The sequence below is a fragment of the Petrimonas mucosa genome (assembly GCF_900095795.1).
Lineage (GTDB): Bacteria > Bacteroidota > Bacteroidia > Bacteroidales > Dysgonomonadaceae > Petrimonas > Petrimonas mucosa.
Genome location: NZ_LT608328.1, coordinates 392,629 through 407,508, shown reverse-complemented (window position 1 = coordinate 407,508; position 14,880 = coordinate 392,629). Strand labels below are relative to the sequence as shown.

Annotated in this window: 10 protein-coding genes; all 10 read left to right on the top strand. The window is 44.5% G+C overall.

Annotated elements, in window-relative coordinates:
- The first annotated feature begins 87 nt into the window (after positions 1 to 87).
- The 10 genes from ING2E5A_RS01620 (at position 88) to ING2E5A_RS01575 (ending at position 14,872) form a co-directional block, all read left to right on the top strand.
- Positions 88 to 1,071, top strand: a complete 984-nt coding sequence (locus ING2E5A_RS01620) for an ROK family protein (RefSeq protein ID WP_071135904.1) — start codon at positions 88 to 90, stop codon at positions 1,069 to 1,071.
- A complete protein-coding gene (locus ING2E5A_RS01615) occupies positions 1,068 to 1,646 on the top strand; it encodes an SIS domain-containing protein (protein WP_071135903.1) in 579 nt (192 codons plus the stop codon). The genes ING2E5A_RS01620 and ING2E5A_RS01615 overlap by 4 nt, the downstream gene beginning before the upstream one ends.
- A 273-nt stretch (positions 1,647 to 1,919) precedes the next feature.
- Complete coding sequence (locus ING2E5A_RS01610) at positions 1,920 to 3,614, top strand: alkaline phosphatase family protein (protein ID WP_071135902.1); 1,695 nt, start codon at positions 1,920 to 1,922, stop codon at positions 3,612 to 3,614.
- A 9-nt stretch (positions 3,615 to 3,623) separates the two neighbouring features.
- Complete coding sequence (locus ING2E5A_RS01605) at positions 3,624 to 4,361, top strand: hypothetical protein (RefSeq protein WP_071135901.1); 738 nt, start codon at positions 3,624 to 3,626, stop codon at positions 4,359 to 4,361.
- An 81-nt stretch (positions 4,362 to 4,442) separates the two neighbouring features.
- A complete protein-coding gene (locus ING2E5A_RS01600; protein ID WP_071135900.1) occupies positions 4,443 to 6,077 on the top strand; it encodes a hypothetical protein in 1,635 nt (544 codons plus the stop codon).
- 10 nt (positions 6,078 to 6,087) lie between these two features.
- On the top strand, positions 6,088 to 6,939 hold the full coding sequence (locus ING2E5A_RS01595; RefSeq protein ID WP_071135899.1) for an alpha/beta hydrolase: 852 nt from the start codon (positions 6,088 to 6,090) through the stop codon (positions 6,937 to 6,939).
- A gap of 72 nt (positions 6,940 to 7,011) precedes the next feature.
- A complete protein-coding gene (locus ING2E5A_RS01590; RefSeq protein ID WP_071138130.1) occupies positions 7,012 to 9,228 on the top strand; it encodes a GH92 family glycosyl hydrolase in 2,217 nt (738 codons plus the stop codon).
- Positions 9,225 to 11,459: a GH92 family glycosyl hydrolase gene (locus ING2E5A_RS01585; protein WP_071135898.1), complete on the top strand. Its 2,235-nt coding sequence runs from the start codon at positions 9,225 to 9,227 to the stop codon at positions 11,457 to 11,459. Before ING2E5A_RS01590 ends, ING2E5A_RS01585 begins: the two co-directional genes overlap by 4 nt.
- A gap of 94 nt (positions 11,460 to 11,553) precedes the next feature.
- Positions 11,554 to 12,732 (top strand): MFS transporter, encoded by a 1,179-nt coding sequence (locus ING2E5A_RS01580; protein ID WP_071135897.1) that lies wholly within the window; start codon positions 11,554 to 11,556, stop codon positions 12,730 to 12,732.
- Between the two features lie 73 nt (positions 12,733 to 12,805).
- A complete protein-coding gene (locus ING2E5A_RS01575; protein WP_083373123.1) occupies positions 12,806 to 14,872 on the top strand; it encodes a right-handed parallel beta-helix repeat-containing protein in 2,067 nt (688 codons plus the stop codon).
- The last annotated feature ends 8 nt before the right edge of the window (positions 14,873 to 14,880 follow it).

Here is a 14,880-nt window from a genome sequence, read left to right as displayed (position 1 = left end):
AGTATCCTTCTTAAGCTTTTTAGTGCTACTGCAACTTAAACGTTTAAGCACTTATGATAATGTAGCTATAATCAAAATAACAATACGATAATGAAGAAGTTTTTAGGAATTGATATCGGTGGAACAAAAACAGCGGTGATATATGCTTGTGAAAAGGATGAAAATGCTATTGATATTGTAGATAAATTGCAGTTTAAGACCACAAAAGTGGAGGAGACAATCAAAAATATCTTCACCAACCTAGACGCGGTCATAGAGCGGAACGGGCTCAAAACAGACGAGATTACAGCCATAGGCATTAGTTGTGGAGGCCCCCTTGACAGCAAACGGGGAGTAGTAATGTCGCCTCCCAACCTCCCGGACTGGAACAATATTCCGATTGTAGATATGGTTGGAGGTAGATACTCTCTACCCTGTGCCATACAAAACGATGCCAATGCTTGTGCTGTGGCGGAATGGAAATTTGGAGCAGGAGTGGGAACAAGAAACATGATATTCTTAACTTTCGGGACCGGACTTGGTGCCGGACTTATTCTAAACGGGGAACTCTACTCTGGAACAAACGACAATGCAGGAGAGGTGGGCCATATAAGATTGTCAAAGTTCGGTCCTGTAGGTTATGGCAAGCAGGGCTCATTCGAAGGTTTTGTCAGTGGAGGGGGAATTGCCCAGATGGCAAGAGCCGTATTGACAGAACAGTATCAGCAGGGCAAGAATGTGCCGTGGTGTCCATTTGATCAAATAGACCTCATTACAGCACAAACAGTTGCCGAACAGGCATGTAAAAATGACGACTTGGCCAGAAAAATCATCATAACCTCGGCGACCTATCTAGGAAAGGGACTTTCTATCTTGATTGACATTCTTAATCCTGAATGTATTGTAATCGGTAGCATCTACGCCCGGAACATGGAACTATTCTATCCCGTTGTTGAGAAAGTTCTAATAGAAGAGACCCTGAATAATTCGCTTGAGGTTTGTCAAATCAAACCGGCTAAACTGGGAGAAAACATAGGGGATTATGCTGCGGTTTCAATTGCAAGTAATCTGGCAAATAAAATAATACGATGAAAAAGATCTTGTTGGAAAGTCTGCAAGAGGCCCATGAGGCTCTTCAGGAGTTTATGACAAACGAAGAGAATCTGCAGGCAATTATAAATGGAGCCGCCATGATATCTAATGCCTTGCAGAAAGGCAACAAGGTAATCTGTTGCGGAAACGGAGGTTCACTTTGTGATGCCACCCACTTTGCCGAAGAATTGACAGGTAAGTTCAGAGATGAAAGGGTTCCGTTGCCCGCAATTTCCATCAATGATGCAGCTCATATAACTTGTGTTGGAAACGATTACTCATTTTCTGAAATATTTAGTCGACATATTGATGCAATCGGTCAAAAAGGCGACATACTCCTGGCAATTAGTACCAGCGGAAACTCCGAGAATGTATTAAAAGCGTGTGAGTCGGCAAGGAAAAGAGAGATGTACATTATTGGATTGACCTCTGATTCGGCAAACTCATTGCGGACCCAATCGGATGTTGCTATCTGTGCCCCCAGGAAGAGATATTCAGACAGAATACAGGAAATACACATAAAAGTAATCCATATCATGATTCAACTGATTGAATATAAACGTTCCTTGGAATAATTTTTTATTCAACTTTCGCAAGCATCAGTTATCAGGCCTTGTGCACCAACAACGAGATATTTAGCTGTTTTGCGGGGACACATCCCGCGCAGCCTTACGTTAAAAAAGAAAAGCTGTTTGAGCGTAAGCGAGTTCTTTTCTTTCAGTAAGCAAGCGGCAGATGGGTCGCAAAAGCAGCGGGAATCGAGTGTTAGTGCCAACCAAAGAAACTTGCGAAACTTAAATTTTTTACTTTTATATTATCATTAGAAAGTCCGTAACATTTTTATTGTCATGAAAAAAAACAGTTTAAGAAATTTCTTTTATTTCCTCATCTCCGGAGCAATAGTGCTGTCGGCAATAAGTTGCCAGCAAAAGCACCCCATAGGGATAGAACACGTGATCGTCATCGGACTGGATGGCTTGAGCGTGCAAGGGATGTTAGAAGCCCACACACCTTGCATGGATAGTCTGATGCAAAATGGTGCTTACAGTTTTAAGGTTCGCTCGGTCATTCCCACGGTGAGTCTGCCAAACTGGGCTGCAATGGTGAACGGTGCGGGACCTGAAATAACCGGGGTAACAACAAATGACTGGGAGAGAGACTTTGACAACTGTCCACCAGTATCCATGTCACAAAACCATGTTTTTCCCAACATATTCAGCGTTATTCGTGAACAAATGCCTGATGCGGAGACAGGGGCAATCTACGAATGGGGAGGATTCAAAAGAATGTTGGAAACCGAAGTCATCAATAAATTTGAATCATATTCCAACCAAAGGGAGACTGCAGAGAAGTCTGCAGAATACATCCTTGAAAAGAGACCGAACCTCCTGTTCATCCAACTGGATAAAATTGATGGTTTTGGGCACTCAAAGGGGCATATGTCTCCTGAATATATAGAATTTATAAGTGAGACGGACAAGGATGTGCAGTTAATTGTCGACGCTGTCAAACAAGCCGGGATCAATGACAAGACAATGATCATGGTGGTTTCAGACCATGGAGGCATTTTCTATGCGCACGGAGGTTACAGTTATGAAGAATTTACCACACCAATAATTTATTCCGGTAAAGGGATCAAGAAAAATTACCATATTCAACAGCAGATTTACAGATATGATGTAGCTGCAGATGTAATATTTGCTTTAGGATTAAAAATACCGCAAGTCTGGGTCGGACGTCCCGTAAAGGCAGCTTTTGAAGGGTTCAACGAACCAGAAAACCTTTACCGGGGAACGGAAGTATTGCCACCTCCCGTATTCGTCAACGATGAAATGAGCACGAGATATGGCTATCTTACAATTGACAAGGGTGCTGAGGTGATAATAAAAAAACCATTGGGTGTAAATGGAGAGATTCACTATACAACGGATGGAGCAATACCTACCAGAAATTCAACGGTATATACAGCGCCATTTACTCTTGATCACTCTGCACTGGTAAAAGCCAAAATCTATGGAGAGGAAGGCGAAAGTCCCACCATAACAGCACAATATCGGGTTGTATATAGCAACAAGGGGAACGGATTGAATTATTCATTTTATCACCTGCCTGGTGAAAAGAGTTTGCCTCTGTTGCAGTCCAGAACAGCTATAGCCAAAGGCGTATGTTATGAAGTGTCATTCAAGCAGAATGCTTTCCCCGACCTGAACACTCTCCGGGAAAAGTATAATACCGATTACGGGATTCGCTTTGACGGATGGATTGAAATTGACGAGGAGGCAAAATATACATTCAGAATCTGGGGTCGCGGGGGATATAGACTGTTTGTGAACTCCCAGAAAATTATTGAACACACCACCCTGAATGAAGGAATGAATATGTCTGGATCAATTGATTTGAAAAAGGGAATATACCCTTTCCAAATCGATTATTTTTCATCGGACGATCGTGGATATCTTGATCTCTATTATGAAGTAAACGGGGAGTCAAGGGGATTTATTCCTGGTAATATGCTCTACAGACAAAAAGTTCCAGTCAACTAATCTAAATAGATGAGAAGTCCCAAGTTTCAGAATTCTGCACTTTTTTGCCTCCTGTTCTCTTATTTCTTGCTCTGCAATCTGTCGAATGTGGAAGGAAGAGAGAGGGTGAAGGTCAGTGCTGACATTGTAAATGCTTACATATGGAGAGGACAATATGTGACAGGTGCAAGTATCCAGCCATCTGTGAATTTCAACTTCGGTAATCTTCAGATCAATACTTGGGGCAACTCCGACATTGCACGAGGTGATGATAAAGAGATTGACTTGATGCTTCGATACACAATCAATAACGTAACAGTGGGTGTGAGTGATTATTGGATCTCCAATGAAAAAAGATTCAATCTCTTTGATTTCGAAAAAACGCACTACCTTGAGGTCAACTTCGATTATGAACTTCATCAGATTCCCCTGAAACTGTCATGGAATACAATGTTTGCTGGAGCCGACAAGTACGACAGTGAAGGAAAGATGAGAAACGCATACTCTACTTACATTGAGGCAACCTATTCTTTCAAAGCTGCAGGTGTCAACCTGGATGCAGTTATCGGTTGCAGCCCATGGAGAAGCATGGCTCAACACACGGGTGGCTACCCATACGCAACGGATGGGTTTGCAGTGGTCGATCTCTCTTTGATGGCAACAAGATCGGTGTTAATAACAAAAGGCTACTCTCTCGATCTCTTCGGGCGTATTATCATCAACCCTGCGAAAGAGGATGCCTTTTTTGTTTTCGGGATCACAATATAACATTGATTCAAACATCGATCTCACACTTTAATTGGAGAAATTCAGGTACAACAATCAAGAATAAAACAAAAACAGTTGAAAATGAAGAAACTAAAAATAGCATTGCTGATTATTTTAATGGCTATTAGCACTTTACAAATAAATGCCTTTGAAAATAAGGACAGCTTGTGCACTCATAAGCTGATCTTAAATGAAAAAAACCAGATCGTTCCCTGGTATAAGCCTACTGTTGATGGAGCTGCTTATGCACATGTGGTCAAATTGGCTACTGAATTTCTGCGAGACGTGTTGCCGGCAGATGAAAAGAGTGGTTTAAAGCTATACTACCTCTATTCCGCCTTCAATGGACCGGAAATGGGCGAAAAAACCTATAGTGGAAGAGGATCAGCCAACAATCCCGCCTGTGTTTTTGCAGGATTGACGGAAAGTTTGATGAAATACAGTCAGTATACCGGTGACAGATCATATCTTGAAATGATCAGAGGTTGTCTCGACTTTATGCTGGAAAACGGTACTACTCCTTTGGAAAACTGGAAATGGGGGGGCTGTCCATATGCAAGCGGCAATCCCGGGGTACCCAAGTTCGAAGGCACCAGCCATTATGGCGGAGGAGGTGGTGACGGCCATCTTTTTCTGGAACCTGACAAGGTAGGAGAGATGGGGGTAGCCTATCTCCAGTTTTACCAGATAACCGAAGAGAAGATCTACCTTGATGCGGCACTAAACTGTGCTAATGCGCTGGCGAACAACGTGAGGGAGGGAAACAACAAGCAATCTCCCTGGCCATTCAGAACACATGCAAGGAGTGGAGTGGTTTCTGAGGAGTATTGCAGCAATGTGTTACCGCCCATTAAACTGTTCGATGAGCTTGCAAGAATAGAGAGCCGCATACAGCTAGGCAGTGAAACCCAGCAAAGATATAAAGAGGTAAGGGATAAAGTGTGGAAATGGTTATACCACTGGGATGGGCCAATGAGGTCCTATGTTTGGAAAGGTTATTTCGAAGATGTCGAATATGATCATGAAAATAGGAACAGGGTGCAGATCACTCCTATGGAAATGGCCCGGTATTTGATCCAATATCCAGAGTATGACCCGTTTTACAAGGAAAACGTTACCTCACTCATTCACTATTGCAATGCCTCCTTCGGAACACAAAACGCCTGGGGCTATAACGCTCAATGCGAACAGTACTTTTGCATGACACCCATGGGCAGTCACACCGCCCGGTACGCATCGGTATGCGCTATGTGGTATGCACATAACAAGGAAGAATGGTATAAAAATGAGGCTTTCGAAAACTTTAACTGGGCCACCTATTGTACCGCCAAAACTGGTTATGTCTCTGTAGGCCCTGAATGGCCATCGTCGTGGTTCTCTGATGGATACGCCGATTATATCAAACATTTCATGGACGGTCTGGCTGCTGTACCGGAATGGGTTCCCGCCGGTGAAAATCATCTTTTAAGCTCTACCAGCATCGTACAGAGGATTGATTACAATAAGGGTGAAATTGTGTATCGAACATTCATGCCTGCCTCAACAGAGGTGTTGAAACTGACAGCCATACCTGAAAAAGTCACCGTTGAGGGTAAAATTCTTAAACGGGACGACCTTTTAAAGAGTAGTGAGGGGTGGTCGTGGGAAAAACTCCCCAATGGTGGAGTACTACGCATTAAACATCAGGAAGGAAGAACCGTGAAAATTAGCTGGTAAGCGAAAAAGTATGAAAAGGTATCTTGTCGCCTCTCTTTTATCTTCCCAGTTTCTACTCTTCAATGCTGCGGCACAATCAAGCAGCCAGATTATTGAAGACAGTATAAAGAGTTGTGTGTTGAACACAACCCGTAGATATACAGTTTATCTGCCCGAGAGTTACAGTCAGTCGGGAAATAGGAAGTATCCGGTATTATATCTTCTTCATGGTCATAGTCACCGGAATAACGATTGGGCTAAAGATGGACATCTGCAAAAAACAGCAGATCAGCACATGACAAGCGGAAACTCTGCCGAAATGATCATCATCACTCCGGATGCAGGCAGCATCCGGAATGGCTATTTCAACACCACGGGATGGAGTTATGAAACATTCTTTTTTGAGGAATTTATCCCTTATGTTGAAACAAGATATCGAGTTTCCCGGGATAAATTCTCAAGAGCCATAGCGGGGTTCTCCATGGGTGGTGGAGGTGCAGTTGCATATGCCTTGAAATATCCGGATATGTTTGCTTCAGTCTACGCAATGAGTGCCCTGATGTCGTTGCCAAAACAAGGTAGGCCGTCCACAAAGGATGATGAATCGATAGAATTTGGAAGATCTGTTCTAGCGAATGATTGTATCGCCCTGGTTTCGTATGCCGATAGCACTAGTCTGGATAAATTACGTGAGATCAAATGGTTTGTCGACTGCGGGGATGAAGACTTTCTGCTGGATGTGAATACCGAATTTTACAAAGAGATGAGAAAAGCCGGCATTCCGTGTGAATTAAGGGTTCGGGACGGCAATCACGACTGGAAGTACTGGAGATCGTCATTATCCATTGCTCTACCGTTTATATCAGACTCATTCAGAAAATAAGCTCATTTCAATCTGGAAATAGGGATAAACAGTTGTATAATTATTGCTTTTATAAATATCATGCAAGAAAATATGAAAATCAAGACTTGGTTGTTATTTCTGCTTCTCACTTGGGTGAACAGTATACTGATGGCTCAGAAACTCTCCGATTACGTTGACCCTTTTATCGGAACAGCATTCACCGGACACACATATCCGGGGGCAACAACTCCATTTGGAATGGTACAGGTAAGTCCTGATAATGGAACCGATGGTTGGAAGTTCTGTTCGGGATATCATACAGATTCAAAATCAATTATTGGATTTTCCCATACCCACCTCAGCGGTACGGGAGCCGCCGAGATGGGAGATATTCTAATAATGCCAGTTATTGGTGATCTCCCTTTTCAGGCAGGAGAAGAAACCGACACCTCCACCGGTTATCGCTCCTCCTTTTCAAACGAGTCGGAAAAGGCAAGCCCAGGATATTATCGAGTAAAGCTCGACGACTACAATATTCTGGCTGAAGTCACAGCCACACCACGGGTCGGATGCCATCGATATACCTATCCGGCAAGCACCAAAGCCGGCATATTGATTGACCTGGAGCACGGTATTGGAGACAAGACAACCGAAAGCTATATCAGGGTTGTCGATGCTCAAACAGTTGTTGGCAAACGTCGCTCAAGCGGATTTATCGATGATCATCATTACTATTTCTGTGCCAGGTTTTCCAAACCATTCACACGGGTCCGCTCTTATGAGGATGGTGAAATATCAAATAGCCAATACGTTTCCGGCAAACTGACCAAGTTATTGTTTCAGTTTGCAACAGGCGATCAGGAAAGCGTACTGGTAAAAGTCGCTCTTTCAACGGCCAGTGAGAAAGGGGCTATCAAGAACCTTGATGCCGAAGTGCCGGGATGGGATTTTGATCAGGTTCATGCACAGACTGAAGAGGTTTGGAACAATTACCTCAGTAGAATAGAGATCAAGGCGATGGATGAAGGTCAGAAGAGATCTTATTACACATCACTATACCATGCCTTGCTAATGCCCAATCTGGTCACGGATGTAGATGGCTTCTACACTGGTTGGGATCAAAAATTGCACAAAAGTGAAACAGGTGAGATGTATACAAATTTCTCGCTTTGGGATACCTATCGTGCATTGCATCCCTTTTTGGCACTCATCTATCCTGAAATAAACAGTAAACTGGTGAAATCAATGCTGGAACGACATAGACAGGTCGGACTTCTGCCTACCAATGAATATGGAATGCGTGAAACATGGTGCATGATAGGAAATCATGCCGTACCTGTAATTGTTGATGCTTTTCTTAAAGGCGACACCTCTTTTGATCCTGGATTTGCCTACGAAGCTATCAGGCATGCACAGACATTCGATCATAATAAGGCTGACTGGTCGAATTACGACAGATATGGCTATTTCCCCTTCGATGTAAGTTCGGTTGAATCGGTATCCCGGACATTGGAATCGAGTTACGATGACTACTGTGTTGCCCAGATGGCCAAAGCATTGAACAGGGAGGAAGAGTACAGATTCTTTTCAAAACGCTCAACCTATTACAAGAACGTTTATGACAAGAGCCTCATGTTGGTAAGGGGACGAGACTCCCAGGGGAACTGGCGTTCGCCGTTCAATCCCTTTTCCTTGACCAGCGAGTCGGAGGGGGGCGATTTTACAGAGGGGAATGCATGGCAGTGGACATGGCACGTCCAACACGACGTAGAGGGTTTGATCGATATGTTCGGCTCGAAGGAGCAATTCGTCACAAAACTGAATACCCTATTTGAAACAAATATCGACGATCTGCCCGGTCATGAAGCAGTCCCCGATGTAACAGGTTTGATAGGACTATATGCACATGGGAATGAGCCCAGTCACCATATTGCATATTTATATTCCATTGCCGGCCGTCCCGATCGCACGGCAGAAATTATCAGGGAGATATTTGACCGGTTTTACCTGCCCGACCGTGACGGTCTGGTTGGTAATGATGACTGTGGACAGATGTCTGCATGGTACATTTTCTCGGCAATGGGCTTCTACCCGGTTGACCCCATATCTGGAAAATATGTAATTGGTGCACCTCAAGTACCTGAAATTATCCTATCTTTACCTAATGGAAACCGATTTACGATAAAAGCCAACAGATTATCCGAAAAGAACAAATATGTGAAGGCAATACATTTGAATGGAAAACCAATTGAATCATACAGCATCAAGTATGAAGAGATCATGAAAGGCGGGTTGCTCGAATTTCAAATGACAAATAAACCAAGATGAAACATTCATTAATTCCAATATTTGCAGTAACAATTTTTTTTATCTCTTGTTCTTCTCCCCGACAAGAGGATTTGACACAGTATGTCGATCCGTTTATTGGAACAGCATATGTTGGACATACCCACCCTGCGGCCCAATTACCTTTCGGCATGGTCCAGGTTGGCCCGGATACCGGTACCGACAAATGGGAACACTGTTCGGGATACCACGATGCAGACTCCTCCATCATCGGCTTCTCCCACACCCACTTAAGCGGTACCGGAATCCCGGAGATGGGGGATATCATGTTCATGCCGATTGTAGGGAATATTCCTTTTTACAGAGGTGATGAAACCGACACTTCAACCGGTTACCGTTCACGTTTTTCCCATGATAAGGAAGAGGCGGCTCCCGGGTATTACAGAGTATTGCTGGATGATTATGGAATAACCGCCGAACTGACTGCAACAGAGAGAGTCGCGATCCACAAATATACTTTTCCTCAATCGGATCAGGCCGGTATTATAATCGACCTCAATCATGGCATTGGAAATAACACGATTGAATCGAGTCTCGCCATTTTAAACGACACCACCATTGCAGGGAAAAGGCGCTCCAGTGGATTTTCACAAGACCGTACCCTTTATTTTCTTGCCACACTCTCTAAACCATTTACGGGCTTCTCCTCCTTTTCGGACAGCATTGTGTCGGAAGATCAAAACATCAATGGAAAGGATACGAAACTTCTACTCAAATTTGACACAGGGAGAGATGAGTCACTCACCGTGAAAGTCGCCTTATCCACAACCGGCTTTGAGGGTGCTGGAAAGAATATGGAAAAAGAGACAGCCGGAAAAGATTTCGAACAGATCAGGAGTGAGGCTGCTGCCATCTGGAACGGTTATTTAAACAAGATTGAGATCTCCCCCATAGACGACCAGCAGGCGATTTCGTTCTACACCTCATTGTATCACGCTCTGCTCATGCCAAATCTAATAACTGATGTGGACAGCACCTATTGTTTACCTGACGGGACCCGAATCAAGAGCGACGCCGATCGTTACACCAATTTTTCGTTGTGGGATACCTACCGGGCGACCCATCCATTTTACATTCTCATGTTTCCAGAAAAAAACAGCGAGTTCGTAGCCTCATTGATCGATTTATACAAGCAGCGCGGCATTCTGTGCACCAATGAATATGGACAGAACGAGACCTGGTTGATGATTGGCAATCACGCTGTTCCCGTCATTGCCGACGCATATCTGAAAGGAAAACTTCCGGGAGATATCCAAACCGCTGTTGCCTCGATTTATGCATCGCTGACCAAATCACATCCCAAATCAGACTGGGAAACATATAACCGGTTCGGATACTATCCATTCGACTTGATTGGTGTTGAATCTGTCTCTCGGACATTGGAACACTGTTATGATGATTATTGCGCAGCACTGGTTGCCAAACAGAACGGAGATGTAGAGAATCAACGTTTCTTCGCACAACGGGCTGGAAACTATAAGAACCTGTTTGACCCGACCACAACGTTGGCAAGAGGAAAAGACTCAAAAGGGAATTGGAGGTCGCCATTCGACCCTTTCCTCCTTTCACATGCCGGCACAAGTGGAGGTGATTATACAGAGGGTAATGCATGGCAATACACATGGCATGTCCAGCACGATATTCCAGGCCTGGTGGAGTTAATGGGTGGCAGGGCGAGTTTTGAAAAGAAACTCGACTCCCTCTTTTTCCTGGATGTCATCTCCCTTGGAGGGGGGTTTCATGGCGATGTAACCGGAATGATAGGTCAGTATGCGCATGGAAATGAACCGAGTCACCATGTAGCCTACCTCTACAACTACACGGACAACCCTTATAAGGGTCAGGAGCTCATCCGTCGGGTGTTCGACCAGTTCTACCTGCCCACCAGGGATGGATTGAGCGGAAATGATGATTGCGGGCAAATGTCAACATGGTACATCTTCTCGGCGTTAGGATTCTACCCTGTTGATCCTGTGTCGGGGGAATACATCATCGGAGCTCCCCAATTCAAAGAGATGAAACTTCACTTACCCAATGGAAAGAGTTTCGAAATGAAAGCAAAAGGTATCTCTTCCGAGAATAAATATATCAAGTCGGTGAAGCTAAATGGTGAAAAAATAAAACGATTTTCAATTACATATGATGAAATAATGGAAGGGGGGCAATTGGAATTTGAAATGACCTCTTCAATATCTTCTGTTTTTTATGATTGAGATTGAGCAAACGGAAAGAACTCTCTGAAGTATTCCTGTGCCATTTGTTGGCTAGGCGGATCACAACATTTTTTTAAACTGAATTGTACCCTTTATGAAGACAAAACACCATTCATTTTCAAAAGTATTACCCGTGATCTTTGGGTTTTTGGTTATGGGAATTGTTGACCTTATCGGAACAGCAATCAATTATGTGAAGGTCGATTTCGGGCTGAACGATTCAACGGCTAACCTGTTATCACTCTCCTGTTTTTTCTGGTTTCTGGTCCTGTCGATCCCGACTGGATTCCTGATGAACCGCTACGGCCGGAAGAACACAGTGTTGATCAGTTACATCTTTACGCTCGCAGGCTTAGTTCTCCCGTTTATCACTTACAACTACGGGATAATTATTGTCGCTTTCATGTTTATCGGGATCGGTAACACAATCATTCAGGTAGCACTGAATCCGCTAGTTACAAACGTAGTCGCCAAAGAGAAGCAAACTGGAACCTTGACATTGGGTCAGTTTGTCAAAGCTCTTTCATCGTGGTCAGGCCCCAACATAGCAGCATGGTTAGCCGGATCAACCCTGGGATGGAAATATGTTCTTCCCGTATTCGGAGTCATCACCCTGCTGGCCGGAATATGGCTCTGGGCTACACAAATACCGGAAAGCGAGAAGAAGATAGAGGTTACCTCCTTCAGATCGACATTTGCACTATTAAAAGATAAAAAAATTCTGGCTTTCTTTATCGGCATCCTGGTTTTGGTAGGGGTAGATGTGGGACTAAATACAACCTTGCCCAAATACCTGATGGAAAAGGTTCCATCCATCACCGACGTTTCACATGCTGATCAGTTAAAGAGTTACTATTACTTTATCGTCCGGGCGGTTGGTGCTTTCCTGGGAGGAATCATCCTGATGAGAGTATCTGAACGAAAATTTTATACTGTAAGCGCAATCATTACACTGGCAGGAATGTCGATCTTGCTTTTCAGTTCCACTCAATCATCCATTCTGGCCGCAACGGTGATAATTGCACTTGGTTATTCCAATCTGTTTGCGATCATATTCTCCTTGGCATTGAAACATCTTCCGCAGCGAGCCAATGAAATCTCATCACTGCTGATCGTGGGTGTCTCCGGTGGAATAATTGCCACGCTGTTGGGTGTAGTATCGGATACATTCGGGACACAATGGGCGGCAATGGCAATATTGGCCTTGATATGGCTCTATATGATCTGGCTGATTAAACCCGTCAACAGCAGCTCAAACGAGGCACCGCTCTAAAGATTACACCCAATACAAATATCATCTCTCAACGGCAGGCAGGTACAGAATATATCAATTATCCCAAGCACTCATGCAAACAAAAGAGGTAAATCAACGAATCAGAGAAGTGCGGCACTTATCACAAGCAATAGCCACGCTATTCATGGCGATATGCATTCCTGCATTGCTATTCTCTTTTTCACCACGCAATAGGGTCGAATTTTATGTTTCCTCAAACGGAAATGATACAAACCCCGGATCGGCAACGGCACCCTTCAAATCCCTTGAAAAGGCAAGGGCGGCTGTCCGCACCTCCTTGTCGGAAACACCGGGAAGAGCGGTCGTGGTCAACATTAAGGGAGGAGTATACCGGTTGGAAAAGCCGATACGATTTACCGCGGAAGATTCCGGTGAAAAAAACTCCCCGGTTATCTATCGGGCGATGAAGGGAGAAACACCTGTTTTTACTGGCAGCACGGAGGTAACGGCGTGGCAATTGGTTACGGATGCGGATAAACTTGCCGCTCTTCCACCGGAGTCACGTGGAAAAGTGTATGTTGCTGATATCAAAATCCTGGGAATAGACGATACGGGCGATCCCACCAAAGCGGGAAAACGCCCCGAACTTATATGCAACGGAGCGTTGCAGAGACTGGCCAGATGGCCCAACGATGGGTTCCTCAGAGCAGGTGTTGCCAGAGGAGAAACGGAAACAGCCCCAACCTATATCAAGAAGCATGGCACGAAAGAGGGGGTCTTTGAATATCTCGAGGAGCGACAATCCCGATGGACCGCAGAAAGTGACGTGAGGCTTGGTGGTTACTGGTATTGGGACTGGAGTGACGAGTACCAGAGAGTAGAGAAAATCGATACATTGACAAAAACACTCTATCTCTCCGAGCCTTATCATCATTACGGGTACGGAGATAGTTTAAGGTATTTCGGACTGAACCTGTTTTGTGAAATAGATCGGCCCGGCGAGTGGTATCTGGACCGTATAAATGGAGCGATCTATTGGTTTCCTCCTGAAAACATAGATCCCAACAGGGCCGCGGTAACCCTCACCAGATTCTCTGACCCCTTTATGATCGAAATGGATGGCTGTTCAAACGTGATAATCGAAGGAATCACCTTTCAGGAGGGCCGCGGCAGCGCAATTTCCATCAAAGGAGGAGAGAACTGTTTACTGAAATCGTGTAGAATAATGCGCTTCGGTAAAGATGGCATCCATATTGATGGAGGTCAGAACCATGGCATTTCTGGCTGTCTGCTCCAATACTTCGGTCATCGGGGAATCGACATCAAAGGGGGTGATCGTAAAAGCCTGACTCCGGCCAACCATTTCGTGGAACACTCCATTGTTGAACATTTCTCTCTCTTTAAACGAACCTATGAGCCTGCCATTCACCTTGACGGTTGCGGCATCAAGGTAAACAACAACCGGTTCAGGTACTCCTCTTCATCAGCAATGAGGCTGGAGGGGAATGACTTTTTAATCGAGTACAATGAGATCAGTCACGTGGTCAATGAATCGGATGACCAGGGAGGGATTGACATCTATTATAATCCTTCCTATCGCGGCATCATGATCCGTTATAACCGCTGGTCCGACATCAAAGGAGGAACCCGGCACGGAGCCGCAGGTGTCCGTCTTGACGACATGATCTCCGGTGTCACCATTTCAGGCAATATCTTTGAACGTTGTGGTGCGCACAGCTTTGGAGGTGTTCAGATTCACGGGGGAAAGGATAATCTGGTGGAAAACAATCTCTTTTTCAAGTGTACGGCCGCTGTCAGTTTCTCAAGATGGAGCGAGGAGCGGTGGCTCAGCGAATTGGAAAAGCCGGTGATGCAAAAAAAGTTATATGAAGATGTTGATATTGGCTCAGCCCTCTATCAACAGAGGTATCCAGAACTGAAAAACATCCGTACCGGGATCAATATCAATCAAGTTAAGAATAATCTGCTGGTTGATTGCGACAGGCTGTTTATCGGCACCAATGACCGTGAACTGGTAAGGGACAACCCGGCCGTCCCTTCCGACGGAAAGCAAATTGAAGTGTTCTGTTCTTCAGAGATACTTGACAAATATGGTATGAAGCCGATACCTGTTCAACTTATCGGGCCCAAGAAAAACAGATGGCTGATGGAACCATAGGTTTTTGC